The 13,436-nt window shown below is 67.4% G+C and carries 18 protein-coding genes and 2 pseudogenes; 9 read left to right on the top strand and 11 right to left on the bottom strand.

Annotation, left to right across the window (positions count from 1 at the left end; all coding sequences use genetic code 11):
• On the top strand, positions 1-93 hold a 93-nt coding region (locus tag KLK06_RS57400), incomplete at its 5' end, for a transposase (RefSeq protein WP_214640960.1).
• A gap of 477 nt (positions 94-570) precedes the next feature.
• Complete coding sequence (locus KLK06_RS57405) at positions 571-1,191, top strand: L-threonylcarbamoyladenylate synthase (protein ID WP_214644350.1); 621 nt, start codon at positions 571-573, stop codon at positions 1,189-1,191.
• A gap of 616 nt (positions 1,192-1,807) precedes the next feature.
• Here KLK06_RS57405 and KLK06_RS57410 read toward each other — a convergent pair.
• The 5 genes from KLK06_RS57410 to KLK06_RS57430 all read right to left on the bottom strand — a co-directional run bounded on the left by KLK06_RS57410 (position 1,808) and on the right by KLK06_RS57430 (position 5,441).
• Positions 1,808-2,044 (bottom strand): hypothetical protein, encoded by a 237-nt coding sequence (locus KLK06_RS57410; RefSeq protein WP_214644351.1) that lies wholly within the window; start codon positions 2,042-2,044, stop codon positions 1,808-1,810.
• 89 nt (positions 2,045-2,133) lie between these two features.
• Positions 2,134-2,292 carry a hypothetical protein gene (locus tag KLK06_RS57415; protein ID WP_214644352.1) on the bottom strand — a complete coding sequence of 53 codons (159 nt, stop codon included), beginning with the start codon at positions 2,290-2,292 and terminating at the stop codon, positions 2,134-2,136.
• Positions 2,293-2,381: 89 nt separating this feature from the next.
• Positions 2,382-3,074, bottom strand: a complete 693-nt coding sequence (locus KLK06_RS57420) for a hypothetical protein (RefSeq protein WP_214644353.1) — start codon at positions 3,072-3,074, stop codon at positions 2,382-2,384.
• Positions 3,075-3,208: 134 nt separating this feature from the next.
• Positions 3,209-3,862, bottom strand: a complete 654-nt coding sequence (locus tag KLK06_RS57425) for a maleylpyruvate isomerase family mycothiol-dependent enzyme (protein WP_214644354.1) — start codon at positions 3,860-3,862, stop codon at positions 3,209-3,211.
• Between the two features lie 163 nt (positions 3,863-4,025).
• Entirely contained in the window at positions 4,026-5,441 is a 1,416-nt protein-coding gene (locus KLK06_RS57430; RefSeq protein WP_214644355.1) for an aldehyde dehydrogenase family protein, read from the bottom strand.
• Between the two features lie 425 nt (positions 5,442-5,866).
• On the opposite strand from KLK06_RS57430, the gene rox reads away from it, so the two are divergent.
• Entirely contained in the window at positions 5,867-7,396 is a 1,530-nt protein-coding gene (rox, locus tag KLK06_RS57435; RefSeq protein ID WP_214644356.1) for a rifampin monooxygenase, read from the top strand.
• A 77-nt stretch (positions 7,397-7,473) separates the two neighbouring features.
• On the opposite strand, the gene KLK06_RS57440 is transcribed toward rox, so the two are convergent.
• Complete coding sequence (locus KLK06_RS57440) at positions 7,474-7,806, bottom strand: hypothetical protein (RefSeq protein WP_214644357.1); 333 nt, start codon at positions 7,804-7,806, stop codon at positions 7,474-7,476.
• 209 nt (positions 7,807-8,015) lie between these two features.
• On the opposite strand from KLK06_RS57440, the gene KLK06_RS57445 reads away from it, so the two are divergent.
• On the top strand, positions 8,016-8,609 hold the full coding sequence (locus tag KLK06_RS57445; RefSeq protein WP_214644358.1) for an AfsR/SARP family transcriptional regulator: 594 nt from the start codon (positions 8,016-8,018) through the stop codon (positions 8,607-8,609).
• A 50-nt stretch (positions 8,610-8,659) separates the two neighbouring features.
• Here KLK06_RS57445 and KLK06_RS57450 read toward each other — a convergent pair whose 3' ends face one another.
• Complete coding sequence (locus KLK06_RS57450; RefSeq protein ID WP_214644359.1) at positions 8,660-9,886, bottom strand: nitrate/nitrite transporter; 1,227 nt, start codon at positions 9,884-9,886, stop codon at positions 8,660-8,662.
• On the bottom strand, positions 9,886-11,118 hold the full coding sequence (locus KLK06_RS57455) for an acyl-CoA dehydrogenase family protein (RefSeq protein WP_214644360.1): 1,233 nt from the start codon (positions 11,116-11,118) through the stop codon (positions 9,886-9,888). Before KLK06_RS57455 ends, KLK06_RS57450 begins: the two co-directional genes overlap by 1 nt.
• 254 nt (positions 11,119-11,372) lie before the next feature.
• On the opposite strand from KLK06_RS57455, the gene KLK06_RS57460 reads away from it, so the two are divergent.
• Together KLK06_RS57460 and KLK06_RS57465 are read left to right on the top strand one after the other, a co-directional pair.
• Positions 11,373-11,570 (top strand): hypothetical protein, encoded by a 198-nt coding sequence (locus KLK06_RS57460; protein ID WP_214644361.1) that lies wholly within the window; start codon positions 11,373-11,375, stop codon positions 11,568-11,570.
• A 97-nt stretch (positions 11,571-11,667) separates the two neighbouring features.
• Positions 11,668-11,838: a hypothetical protein gene (locus tag KLK06_RS57465; protein ID WP_214644362.1), complete on the top strand. Its 171-nt coding sequence runs from the start codon at positions 11,668-11,670 to the stop codon at positions 11,836-11,838.
• 16 nt (positions 11,839-11,854) lie between these two features.
• Here the strand turns inward: KLK06_RS57465 and KLK06_RS61190 are convergent, their stop codons facing one another.
• Entirely contained in the window at positions 11,855-12,097 is a 243-nt protein-coding gene (locus KLK06_RS61190; protein WP_250907658.1) for a hypothetical protein, read from the bottom strand.
• Here KLK06_RS61190 and KLK06_RS61195 point away from each other — a divergent pair.
• Positions 12,059-12,223: pseudogene (locus tag KLK06_RS61195) on the top strand (VOC family protein); the annotation flags it as partial. The gene KLK06_RS61190 and the pseudogene KLK06_RS61195 overlap by 39 nt on opposite strands.
• 23 nt (positions 12,224-12,246) lie before the next feature.
• Here the strand turns inward: KLK06_RS61195 and KLK06_RS61200 are convergent.
• A pseudogene (locus KLK06_RS61200) lies at positions 12,247-12,396 on the bottom strand (transposase); the annotation flags it as partial.
• 111 nt (positions 12,397-12,507) lie between these two features.
• On the opposite strand from KLK06_RS61200, the gene KLK06_RS57475 reads away from it, so the two are divergent.
• Together KLK06_RS57475 and KLK06_RS57480 are read left to right on the top strand one after the other, a co-directional pair.
• Positions 12,508-12,669, top strand: a complete 162-nt coding sequence (locus KLK06_RS57475; RefSeq protein WP_214644363.1) for a hypothetical protein — start codon at positions 12,508-12,510, stop codon at positions 12,667-12,669.
• 48 nt (positions 12,670-12,717) lie between these two features.
• A complete protein-coding gene (locus tag KLK06_RS57480; RefSeq protein WP_214644364.1) occupies positions 12,718-13,140 on the top strand; it encodes a hypothetical protein in 423 nt (140 codons plus the stop codon).
• Here the strand turns inward: KLK06_RS57480 and KLK06_RS57485 are convergent.
• A complete protein-coding gene (locus tag KLK06_RS57485) occupies positions 13,109-13,435 on the bottom strand; it encodes a DUF1048 domain-containing protein (protein WP_214644365.1) in 327 nt (108 codons plus the stop codon). The two genes, KLK06_RS57480 and KLK06_RS57485, sit on opposite strands and share 32 nt — an antisense overlap.
• Position 13,436 lies beyond the last annotated feature (1 nt).

Raw genomic sequence — 13,436 nt, forward strand, 5'->3', positions numbered from 1 at the left:
TTCTGGTCCCCGTCCTACTTCGCCGCCTCCTGCGGCGGTGCCCCACTATCGATCATCAAGGAGTACATCGAGAACCAGAAACGACCCGGCTGATCTGCCTATCCAGACCTGCCCGCTACTACACCACCCGGGCCGGGAGGCCCTCCCGCGCTGTCGTCTCCTCCCGGGCGTAAACGCCCGGGGTTCCACGCCAGAATCCGCTGAACCCACTTCACCACAGGCATTCTGGGTACGGTCCCGAGCCCAGTCCACCTCATCATCGGTCGGGGTAAACGTCTCGGCTAACTCCCGGGCCGAGATCATCCGCGCAAACCGGGGATACGCCGTCCGATCGATCGACGTCACCTATGAAAGATCACCGAGCAGACCGCGCTCCTACCCAAAACGATCAAATCATCTCCCCACCACGCGGCCCGTTTACGGCGTATTCCGGCCGCCCCCTCTTCGCCGACGTCAGCCACCTAAATCAGGAGTCTTGGTGCGGACTCGGGGAGACGCTGCTGGGCGGCGAGACCGTATCGCCCTGGGGCCGCCTGTCATGCCATGGTGCGGGACCCTAGGATCCGAGGCGTGGCCAGATACTTCGATCTTCATCCGGACAATCCCCAGCCTCGCCTGATCAGCCAGATCGCCGAGATCCTGCGGGCGGACGGGCTCATCGCCTACCCCACCGACTCGTGCTATGCCCTTGGATGCCGACCGGGCAACAAGGAGGGCCTTGACCGGATCAGGGAGATCCGCGGCCTTGGCAGCGACCACCACTTCACCCTGCTATGCCGTGACTTCGCCCAATTCGGGCAGTTCGTTCACCTGAGCAATGCGCTGTTCCGCCAGGTCAAGGCGGCGACTCCCGGCGGTTACACGTTCATTCTGCCCGCGACCAAGGAGGTGCCGCGGCGGCTGCTGCATCCCCGGAAGAAGACGGTCGGCGTTCGCATCCCTGATCACGTCGTCACCCAGGCGCTGCTGGCCGAGCTCGGCGAGCCGCTGGTGTCCAGCACCCTGCTGCTGCCCGACGAGACCGAACCTTCGACGCAGGGCTGGGAGATCAAGGAGCGGCTCGACCACGTGGTGGACGCGGTCATCGACTCCGGCGAATGCGGCGCCACTCCGACGACCGTCATCGACTTCTCGCAGGATGAACCCAAGATTCTCCGCCGGGGCACGGGAGACACGTCCCTGTTCGAATAGGCGACGGCAGTGGTCTCGCCGACCGCGATCTCCAGGCCGAGTTCGACGTCTGAGGGCGGGGCCGGCGGTTGCGTACAGCGATCGCTATCTGGGGTAGTCAAACGTTCTAGCCGGTCAGCCGCCGGAAGGTCGTTAAGGAACGTAAGGCGAGTAGCTGGCTGGCGAACATGTGCGTGACGTTGATGGGATCGAGGGGTTGCAGCTCGTCGGAGCCAATTGGCGCAGCGTGGCGAGGTGGTGGTGCGGCCAGGAAGCGTCGGGGGCGCAGGGACAACCGAGGAACTTGATCATTCGGGCCGTTTTCGGCGGGCGGCGGGCGATCTGCTTGCCCGCCGCTCGGGACCATCACCAGCCGCGCAACCTGGTGCTCGATGGGCTGTTTGGAGTCTTCGGCTCGGATTGGCCGGTGCTGAGCAACTCGGAGAAGGTGGCCGGGAGCCGGTCGAAGATGATCGCGCTGTCGGCAGCCCAGACGGCCCGTGAGATCAACGCCGTTGGTTGTGCAGCGCCCCGACCTGCTCGAACCGTCCGTACCGCAAGTCTCGCGCCGAGCGCACCCGGACGTACGCGTGATCCGGCTGCGCAGCGCCCCGGAAGGCGCGGAACTGGCTGCGAACTACTTAGGACCGGTGGTCGGCTCTTCCCCGTTCGAGATGACGACCACTCCCGGCCTGGTATCGGAGGTGGCGGTCACCTTGGGCCCTTTCCCGTCCCCGGGGCCGGGATCGGAGACGATGACGGTCTCGGGGTCCGCCGGTTCTGTCGCATCGGCCTGGGCGATGCCGCCGGTGCACGCCAGGGCAAGTACCGAAAAGGCCAGCGCGCTTACGGCCCGGCCCAACTGTCTGCGCATCGTGGAAGCTCCTCACCAGGGAGTTGGCCACCCCCTTCACCTGTGAGGCGTGCCATCCCGTTCCACTCGTCGCTGAGCGGAGCCGCAATCTATCCCCTGGCCAGCAGAGCCACGCACTCCACGTGGTAGGTCGTCAGCTCGCCCATCGCGCGGAGGCTGTGCGCCTCCTGACAGCGCGGCGGCCACCATGTGCGCAGCACCGACACCTGGCTCGCCCACGCCGCCGAGCCGCTGGCCGGCCACGGCAACGCCTGCCCTCACCCAGTCGTCTCCTTGTGGAGCGCTGCTCTCAACGCGTGCGCAGGATGCGGAGTGCCTCGCGAGTCGCTCAGGGGATTCAGCCCAGGACCAGCTCGATGAGCCGCCCGATCCCCAGTGCCGCGAGCCCCGAGACGATGGCCAGAATGATCGAGTACCTGCAGCCGCTGCCGCCGTCCACCCGCTTGTCCCGGGTGAGTCCTTCGCCGGGACCTTGCCACAACGGTCTCGGTTCCAGCACGAGGTACAAGATCGCTCCGACCTGCCCGACAGTGAACAGCCAGAACCATGCCCACCGGTTGGCCAGACGAGGAGGGCTGAACAGCATGGCGAGGAAGACGATCACCCAGGAGGCGGCGATCCACCAGCCTCCGCGAACGTCGAAGGGCCAATCAGGCAGGATGCCGTTCCCGTCGGACTTGCTCGCTTTCTGCGTCAAGGACGGCCGGTTGAACGCTCGGCGCGCATCGGCCGTGAGGCGCGCGGTCGTGTACGCCCCCTTGGCGTCGGCTATGGCACCCCCCACCTCGTGCCAGACCAGCAGTGACTCCGACCACGTCAGGGACACCAGCTCACCGGAGCCGGAAGCCCGGTAGGTCACCTGATCGACATCCCCGGCCAGCACCGCACGGCGAAACTGCTCCAACGTCCGCGATGACGGCGAGATGCCGGCACTGAGGATCACCAAGCCCGCGAGCAGAGGAAGCAGCAGCACCAGCCGGAGGACAAAACCGACCCGGTAAAGAATGCGGGTGGCTAAATCAGAGTCCATCCTTCATTTCTACCTGATGGGGCAGTTCTCGATTTTTCGGCCGGCTGCCCGTGCGAAACCGGCTCCTCTCCCGCCCAGCTCGCCGTCATCCGCCACGTACGAATCCGCACCCGGTCGGTGGAGATGACCGTGATCTAGGACTGGGTGGCCGGTGACAGGCGAACGCGCAGTTCGGCCATGCCCGGACCGGACAGGCGTGACAGAGCGGTCATTCGTCCGTTCAGCAACAGGAGTATCGCCGCGATGGAACCTTCAACACGCTGACCGTGTCCCACAGACCAGGAGCAGTCGGTGGCCGCGAGTTCGAGTCCGTTCAGCTCCTGCCGCGCACGGAATGACCACCCCATGGTGAAGGGCCATCCCAGGTTCCAGAGCCGGGTTGCGGAGAAGGCCGCTGCTCTCACCGGCATAGGACGATCTCGTCCGAGGGGGATCGCAAGGTCTTGGCCGTGGACGAGGATGTCCAGAAGTGGCTGGCCGCCGGGAGCCTTTCTCCGAGTGCCCACCATGCCCCGCAACAGGGCGCTGATCTCGTGCAAGGGTAACTCGGCCTGCCGGATGGCGGTGTCGTGAAGCATACGGTTGATATCTCCACGGGCCTTCAGCAGCTCACGCGCCACCTGCGCGACACCCATCTGGGCAAGGGTCAGGTGGGCGGCGACGTCACGCACCCGCCAGCCTGAGCACAGGGACGCGACCTCCCATTCCCGCTCAGAGAGACCGTCGAGAAGGTCCGCGAGGCTGGACCGCTCATGATCGATCGCCTGCCATACCTCATCGCGGTTCATCTCAGCCTCCTGTCGACGTCACCCGGAACCGAGTGCGTCTCAATAGGCTATTGAGATTGCCGGAGCCCCAACCTTCGGGGGCGTCAGTGCTCACGATCACTGTCCCGATCGGCGATGAAGCGCTCCGGTTCCGGCGCCAGCCCGCGTAGACAGACGCCGATGATCAACAGCAGCGTTCACGTTCAACGGCTGTGGTAACTGTTGTACGCCAGTCATGGAAACCCGGTCTGGAGGCGACGGCGGGTCGGGATTCTGGGCACGCATCCAGGCTTCGCGCTGTGTCACCGCCGGAGAGGTGCAGCGTTATCCAGATGGTCTTGAGCTGGGTGTACTGCTCGAATGCTTCCAGACCGTTGTCGCGGCCGCCGAATCCGGAGGTCTTGTAGCCGCCGAAGGGCGTGCCGATGTCGTCTTCGCTGTATCCGTTGATGGCGACGGTGCCGGCCCGGACACCGCGGGCCAGCTTGAGGGCCCGGTCGATGTCGCGGGACCAGACAGTCGCGGCCAGCCCGTAGTCGGTGTCGTTGGCGAGGCTGAGGGCTTCCTCGTCGGTGTCGAACGACAGCACCGCCACGACCGGGCCGAAGATCTCCTCCCGGGCCACCGCCATGTCGGGGGTGACGTCGTCGATGACGGTGGGTGCGACGAACCAGCCGCCGGAGTCCTGGTGCATCTGCTCGCCGCCGGCCACGACCGTGGCGCCGTCGTCTCTGGCTTGTTCGATGTAGGCCAGGACCCGGGTGAGGGCTGCGGCTTCGATGAGCGGGCCGATCGCGGTATCGGGGTCGGTCGGTTCGGCAACGCGGCGCCGGTTGGCCTCCTTGACCAGGGCGGCGACGAACTCGTCCTTGATGGAGGAGTGGACCAGGATCCTCGATCCGGCGGTGCAGTTCTGGCCGGCGTTCCAGAAGGCGGCCTCGGCGAGGTCGGCCGCCACCTCGGGGATGCGGTCGGCGTTGTCGGCGGTCACGATCTGAGGGCTCTTGCCGCCGCATTCGAGGACGATGTTCTTGAGGTTGCTGTCGGCGGCGTAGCGCAGGAACGCGCGTCCGACCTCCGTCGAACCGGTGAAGGAGACGACGTCGACGTCAGGGTGCAGCCCGAGGGCCTTGCCGGTGATGTGGCCCCGTCCGGGAACGACGTTGAGGACCCCGGCGGGAATGCCTGCCTGGGCGGCGAGCTCCGCGATGCGAAGGGTCGTCAGGGAGGCGAGCTCCGGGGGCTTGACCACTACCGAGTTCCCGGCCGCCAGCGCGGGAGCCAGTTTCCATGCGAGCATCGCGGCCGGGAAGTTCCAGGGAAGGACGGCGCCGACGACGCCGATGGGTTCACGCACGATCAGGCCGAGGTGTTCCGGACCGGTCGGTGAGGTCTTGCCGTAGACCTTGTCGATGGCTTCGGCGTACCAGCGGAAGGTGTTGATGACGTCCGGCAGGTCGAAGTCGCGGCAGTCGGTGATGGGCTTGCCGGCGTCGATGGATACGTTGCCGGAATCGAGGTCATCATCGCCTAGCGGAACACCATTACCTGATACTTCTGGATCAGACGGTCTTGCACCGCCCCGCGTCACCGACGACATGCCACCAGACCTCGGCCCGATCCAAGACCGCGATGACCGGCTGATCGCCACCTCACGGGTGCCCGGCTTGGCGTCCACTTCGCGCTCAAACGCGGAAAGGGCAGCGCCTATCGAGATCCGGTCCGCTTCGGGGGCGGCCAGGATCAGACCGTCGACCGTGACCGGGACCAGCCGGGCCGCCGCGCCGGATTCGCCACTGCAACCGCACGGGCCCGTTTGGAGTCGTGATCACGTGGCTGGAAAAGGATTGGACGGGATGATGCTCGGGCTTGTAGCTTGCAGTTGACCGAGACACCGCCCGAGGAGGTGAGACCCATGAACGCTGTAGCGATGTGGGTGCTCCCCCTTACCGTCACGGTCGGGCGATTGACGTAGGTGTCGCCGGGAGCGCCTCGACAACAAGGCACTCCCGAAAGGCAACACCTATGCACTCTCAGCAGTTCACCGCCGAGCCGTCGTCGAACGGTCCGGTCGAGGGCGACGTCCCCGAACTCTGGTCGCCGGCCTCCGGCGCCGATCGCGCGCCCCTCACGTTCGACGTGATCATCGCCGGATGCGGGCCGACTGGTGCGATGCTGGCCGCCGAACTGCGGCTGCACGATGTGCGGGTACTCGTTGTGGAGAAGGAAACCGAGCCCGCGTCGTTCGTCCGCATAGTCAGTCTGCATATCCGCAGTAACGAGCTGATGGCCATGCGCGGACTGCTCGAGCGCATTCTCCAGCACGGAAGACAGCGTCCGGTCGGCGGTATCTTCGCCGCCATCCCCAAACCCGCGCCCAAGAGCCTGGATTCCGCGCACACCTATCTACTGGGCATCCCGCAGCCGGCCATCGAGCATCTGCTCGAAGAACATGCGATCGAACTGGGTGCGCAGGTCCGGCGCGGTCGCGCGGTCGCCGGTTTCGAGCAGGACGACGAGGGTGTGACCGTCGAGCTGTCCGACGGGGAACAGCTGCGTTCGCGCTACCTCATCGGCTGTGACGGCGCGCGCAGCACGGTGCGCAAACTGCTCGGCGTCGGCTTCCCCGGCGAGCCCTCACGGACCGACACGCTCATGGGCGAGATGAAAGTGGGTGTACCGCAGGAGGAGATCGCCGCCAAGGTGACCGAAATCAGCAAGACCCATAAGCGATTCTGGCTCAGGCCCTTCGGCGAAGGGGTCTATAGCGTCGTAGTCCCCGCCGCGGGAGTCAGGGACCGCGCGGAACCGCCCACCCTCGAAGATTTCCAACAGCAGTTGCGCACCATCGCCGGAACCGATTTCGGCGTGCACTCCCCGCGCTGGTTGTCCCGCTTCGGGGATGCCACCCGGCTGGCCGAACGTTATCGGGTCGGGCGGGTGCTGCTGGCCGGCGATGCGGCACACATCCATCCACCCATCGGCGGACAGGGCCTCAACCTGGGCGTTCAGGACGCATTCAACCTCGGCTGGAAACTGGCCGCACAGATCCGCGGCTGGGCCCCGGAAACACTGCTGGACACCTACCAGGCCGAACGTCATCCGGTCGCCGAGGACGTGCTGGACAACACCCGCGCCCAGATGGAACTGACGTCCACCGAACCAGGCCCGCAGGCCGTGCGCAGGCTGCTCACCGAACTGATGGACTTCGACGAGGTGAACCGCCACCTGATCGAGAAGATCACCGCGATCGGCATCCGCTACGACTTCGGCGCAGGCCCCGACCTGCTCGGCCGCCGCATGCACGACATCGACGTGAAACAGGGCCACCTCTACGGTCTGCTGCATCGCGGCCGCGGCCTGCTGCTGGACCGCACCGAACGCCTGACCGTCGGCGGCTGGTCCGACCGGGTCGATTACCTCGCGGATCCCACTGCGGTACTGGATGTTCCGTGCGTCCTGCTACGCCCCGACGGCCACGTCGCCTGGATCGGCGACGATCAGCAGGACCTTGACGACCACCTCTCCCGCTGGTTCGGCAAGCCCGCCACCTAAGGAGTGATCTTCGCTCCCGCTGGTCCGCTCGGGGTGGCCTCGGCCTGGTCTACCGCCCGCTGAAGGGAGTCGCTGCGTCAGGTATCCAGCCGACTCGCGGTTCCCTTCAGCCGACCGCGCCGCCGCGTCGTCTGCGGCCTGGTACCGGGGTTCCCGTGGCGCAACATCGCGATCTTGTAGGGACCCTGGTCGGGAACGGGTACGGCCACCGCGTGATCATCGGGGGTTGAGTGGACTCCTGAAGATCGTGCGGTGGCCGCGGGCGTTAGCTGAACCAGCTCGCCGGCCTCATTCGCCGACACCGCGCCCGGCGCCTGTCCCGTCTCGACCTGGGTAGACACGCAAGCGCCCATCAGGTCGTAGCGGATCTCGGTGGTGATCCGGGCGCCCAGCTCGGCCGCGGCGGCCAAGTCCGAGACGGTGAGGACGCGGTCGGGGTCGCCGGTCAGGTCGGGGGACGAACGATCGGATGCCGCCCTGGCAACGCGCTGCTCGCCACTGCCCCCTGATGCGTGGAACGGGATGGAACGCCTTCTCTTACAGGAACGGGGATGGGCCGGGGATGCGGGTACGGTTGCTTGGGCCGGTTGACGTAGTCGCGGACGGGGCGTCCCGGCCGGTGAACGGGCTGCGCCGCAAGGCGGTTCTGGCGGTGCTCGCGTTGCAGCGCGGTGAGATCGTCAGCAACGAACGGCTTGCGGATGTGGTGTGGGCCGGTGACCCACCGGCGACGCCGCTGAACACGGTGCAGCGCCACGTTTCGCATCTGCGCCGGGTGCTGGGCAGCCGGGAAGCGATCGTGGCGCACCCGCCCGGGTACCGGCTCAACACGATTCAGGTGGAAACCGACGTCGCCGCCGCCGAGATGCTGATCCGGCAGGGTGCCCAGGTCTCCGACCACGCTCACGCGCGGCAGCTGCGTGAGGCGCTGGCGCTGTGGCGTGGCCAGCCAGTGGCCGACGTGGCCGGGCTGCCCTGGATGGAAGAGCAGGCCGGGCGCCTGGAGCAGTTGCGGCTGCGAGCCAGCCGCGCGCTCGCGCAGACCCGGCTCGCGCTGGGCGAGCATGCGGAGCTGCTGCCGGAGCTGGAGGCCCTCATCAAGGAGCATGCCTTCGACGAGCAACTGCACGCCCAGCTCATGATCGCGCTGTACCGCAGCGGACGGCAGGCCGACGCGCTCGCCACGTACCGGCACCGGCGGGACCTGCACTAGCTCAGGCCGGGCCATGGGGCGGGTGTCCAGCTCGACCGGCGGGCTGAGGCTCATGGGCGTGTCCTTTCTGTAGCGATGTCGCGGGCCGGGAGGCGGGAGATCAGCCAGGTGACCACCAGCCCGGCGGTGCATAGGCCGGCCAGGACCCACAGGCCCGCGTCGAAGGAGCCCGTCGCGTCCTTGCCGGCGCCCAGCCCAAAGGAGAGGGCCACTCCCCCGAGGTTGGCGCAGAAGTTGCTGAACCCCGTGACCAGACCCGTGTTAGCGGTGCCGACGTAGCGCAACGGCACGGCAAACAGTGGCCCGAAGTAGAGCTGAAGGAAGATCGAGTTCACCGCGATCAGCGCGATCAGCGCGGGGAGGGCGTCAACGAAGGGGATGAGGAAGATCGTGACGGCCAGCATGGCGAGGGAGACGCCGACGACGGCCAGCGGCCGGCCGAGGCGGTCGGACACCCAGCCGCCGAGGAAGTTCGACGGGGCCGTGACCGCCGCGCCGATGGCCACGACGGCGCCGGCCACGCCGAGCGAGTAGCCCTTGTCCTCGACGATGAGGCTGGGCATCCAGAAAGCCGTCCCGGCGACCACCGCGAGGCGGACGAACTGGATGAAGCCGCTCAGCCACACGGCACGGTGAGACAGGATCTCGCGCGCGTCGGCCCAGGTCGGCGGCTTGGCACCGGCCTTCGCAGGGGCAGGGTCGCCCAGCCTGGCGAAGGCCAGCAGGACCAGCACGCCGCTGGCGGCGAAGGAGATCATCAGCCAGCGCCAGCCCAGCGGCCCGACCAGCGCCGGGCCGAGCGCGTTGAGCAGGATGTTGGAGGAGAAGCCGCCCGCCACGTACAGGCCCATGGCCGTGGCCCGGCGGTCGGCGCGGAACTGCCGGCTGATCAGCAGCAGGCCCGGCGCGAACACCAGCGACCGGAAGATGCCGGACAGTGCCTGGTTGGCGAGCAGCCAGCCGTAGGAGTTCAGCAGTGCGAAGGTGAGCGCGAGCAGGTTGGTGCCGAGCAGCCCGAACACGAACAGGCGCTTGGGGTCGAACCTGTCGGCGAGGTATCCCGACGGGATCTGCATGAGCGCGTACGTGAACGTGCCCGCGGCGGCCAGCAGCCCGGCCTGCGAGGGGCTGATGCCGATGTCCTGCCGGATGAGCGGGAGGAACAGGGCGATGCCGCCGAAGGCGAGGGCCTGCATGCTCTGGCACACCACGATCAGCGTGGAGTTGAGCACGCGCCCCCGGGTGGGTGCCGCAGGACTGACGGTCTCGGTGGCCATCAGACGCGCACGATGGCCGCGAGCGAGGGCAGCTCGCCGGTGACCTCGTACATGCCGATGTAGACGTTCTTGGTGTCGGTGGGATCGTGAGAGGCGAAGGTACGGGCGTTGCGCCAGTAGCGGTCGAGCCGGTACGCGTTCGAGGTGCCGCGTGCCCCGGCCAACTCGTGGATCTCGCCCGCGGCTTCCAGGCAGGCGTCCACGCAGGCCACCTTGGCCCGGAAACACTCCGCCACGATCGCGGACAGGTCCTCACCGGCCGCGCCCTCCAGCCGGTCGGCGGCGGAGAACAGCAGCGCCCGGGAGGCCGCCAGCCGGCTCGAGCGCGCGCCCAGCCGCCGCATCATCAGCGGGTCCTCGACCGGTGTCGCGAACTGCGGCAGCATGCCCCGCTTCATCGTGCGCACGTACTGGAGCGTCGCGTCCAGCGCGCCGTCGCCGATGCCCTGCATCAACGCGGCGTGCAGCAGCATCACCGCGCCGAAGAACACCGGCGACGGCATGGAGGCGGCGTAGTGCCGGCCGTCCGGCACGAAGACGTCGCGATAGGTGATCGTCTGGCTGCGGGTGCCGCGCTGGCCCATGTTGTCCCAGTCGTCGTGCGGCTCGACGCCTGGATGGGTCAGCTCCACCAGGACGTGGTGGCGGCCGGGCGCTCCTTCCAGGAGGCAGCCGACGTTGGCGATGCCGAGGCCGCCGCTGTTGGTGTTGAAGGACTCGGTGCCGCTGAGGATCACGCCGCCGTCGGCCGGGCGGGCCGTGACCTTGCCGTTCACACCGTTCACACCGTTCACACCGTTCACGCCGTTCACGCCGTTCACTCCGTTCACGCCGGTCTCGGCGTTGGAGGCCAGCATGCGCAGTCCCTCGTGCAGGAGCCGGCGTGCCAGCTCGCTCCGGGTCTCCTCGGGCAGGCCGGCATGCGCGTCGAACACCTCCCGGGCGACCAGGGCCGTGGTGCCCCAGTTCTGGCCGGTCGGGCCGTCACCCGCGCTGATCTCCACCATCGCCCGGATGAGATCGCCCCATCCGCCGCTCGCCGTGCCGTCCCACAGGCCGCCGTATGCGGCGGGGACAAGCAACCGGGCGGCGCCGATCTCGGAGAGCACGGCGAAATTGTCGGCGGGATCGGCGTTGTGGCGGTCGCTCCGGAAGCCGCCGGCGGCAAGGTCCGCGCGCCTGGCACGGATCGCCGCCACGACAGCGGCAGCGGAGGTCAACGGTTCCGTCATGGTCATGGAGAGTGCCTCTCTATCGGACTGCAAAATGCGAATGAACATTCCGGTTCACAGAGTGAACCGCCCGCCCCGGCGCGCCTGTCAAGACCCTCGATCTAACCGGCAAAGTCAGGACAAGTGTGTATTCCGTTAGCGCTTTACACATGGTGGGCCGGGCCAAAGACGACCGGAATGCGAGTACGCATTCTCATTACGGCTCGGCCGGCCCTGTCCCCCCGTTCTTCACCCGCCTCGATGAGAGGGCCACCATGTCTGCTCAAGCAGTCCATCGCACCCTGCACTCAGCACGCAAAGCCACCTATACCCTGCTGTTCGTCAACAGCTTGGCCACGACCAGCTGGATCGTCCATCTGCCGGACATCGCCGAGCAGACGCGGTCGTCGGACGCCCAGATCGGGCTGGCCGCGAGCGCGGTCGGGATCGGTTCCGTCGTCTTCATCGCCTAGATGGGCTTCCTGCTCTCCCGATACGGCACCAGGCCGGCGGCGGCGCTCGCGATCGCCTTCTACGGTCTGGCGATGCCGAACGGCCATCGGCGTCGTCGTGCTGGCCGCCGGAATCTACGCCTGCCCTCGGCTGCTGGCCGGCGAGGTCGACAAGACGGTCGGGGCGAGGGTACGGCACCTGCCCCGACCGTCCTGGATACTCGCCGCCATCAGCGCGGTCATCCTAGTGTCGGTGATCGAAGGGGCCGGGTCGCCGGATCGCTGGTGACCAACCAGGTCCGCGCCTACGACCTGCTGCGCATGTTCGCCACAACGGCAATCCACCCCGCACGGGCAGGTGTTCGGCCGCCGTCGACCAGCTCCGTGCCCAGGGCGTCCCAGTCAAGGACAAGGGCGCCGCCCGCCTCAGCCACGCCCACATCAACTTCCTGGGCCGCTACGCCATCACCGCCTCCGCACCCGCCCAAGGCCTCCGGCAGCTCGGCGAAGTCCCCCTCGACCTGCTGCCCCAGACCGTTGACGGTCAAGCGGCGGAGGTGGCCCGGCTTGAGGTCCTCGGCGCGACGCTCGCCGACGTAGGCCAGGGCGACGTCTCGTGGACGGTTCTGGCCGACCCGGAGGGCAACGAGTTCTGCGTCCTCGGCCCGGCCTGACGCGGACCCTCTTCATCCGCGGGTCGTTCATAGACGGTGGACCATGGCCCGTACTCGGCGGGCAGATCCCGCCACGGACTGCCGGTACGAAACCGCCACATCACCGCGTTGAACTGCTGCCGCAGGTCCGGAATCGGGCCTCGCTCACCCAACGGCAGGCAAGGCTCGATCAAGGATCATTCCTCGTCAGTGAGGTCTCCACGCGCCATGGCGATGGCCTACCGAGGCCGCAGACCGTAGCGCAGCGGAATCCCTCTGATCTCAACTCCGTACAGGCCATAGCGGTGGTGGCCCAGGTGCTGCTGGAGGCCCGGACATGGGGTGAAGAGGACCAGGTCCGGATCGCGGTGGTGTGGGAGGCCATCGAGGCGCGGATCGCCCGCGAACAGGTACGCCTCGCGGTGGCCACCGTGACCGGGATGCTGCCGCCGCCCGAGGGCGACTGACGAGCCGAGCTGGTCAAGAGGGCCTCCACCGTGGTGGGGCTGTGCCGGATGCTCACGACCACGATCACCTTCGGCGCGAACGCCCGGGGCGCCCCGGTGCTGGCGGCGATGACCGCGCTGGGCGAGCAACTGGGCACCGAGGCGCGCTGGAGCGTCAAGAACCCGCGCATCCACCCGCAGGTGCACGTGGTCGGTGAAGCTGGTGATCAAATCTCCGGCGGGCTCACGCAGCCCCTCGTGCGAGTGGCCCCGCCGCTACGCGCCAATGCGCGGCTGAAGAGGGTGTCACTGATCCTTTGTGAGGATCTTCCCAACGTCCCAGTTGAGTCCACGCCTCGGGCCTCGGCGTGCAGTCTGGAGGAGCGTGCTTACAAGGTGCTCAGCTCGCCAAGGGCCGTCCGGGCATACGCCCACTGGCACGACGTCAAGGCGACGGGTGTTACTTCTCGGCCGCGCCGGGTTTCCCGCTGACGGACTCCTGATAAATGTCCGCGTAGGTGCGCGAGTCCTTGACCAGGTCGTCGCAGAAGGCAGCGATGTCGTTGCCGATGAGTTCCAGGACTCCCTTGCCGGCCGCGACGCCCTCCTCGAAGAAATCGACGATCCCTGAAAGCAGGGGCCCATCATGCAAGTCGATCGGTCCGACCTTGAAGAAGTACCTCTGAATCTCCTTGTAGACGATCTGGTAGTCCGGTGGGAGCGCCTTGACCCGCGCCATGTGCGCCCGCCACTGCTTCTTGCCCTCGATGATGTCTTGGATGCCCACG

Origin of the sequence: Nonomuraea sp. NEAU-A123 (assembly GCF_018603905.1) — a bacterium.
Lineage (GTDB): Bacteria > Actinomycetota > Actinomycetes > Streptosporangiales > Streptosporangiaceae > Nonomuraea.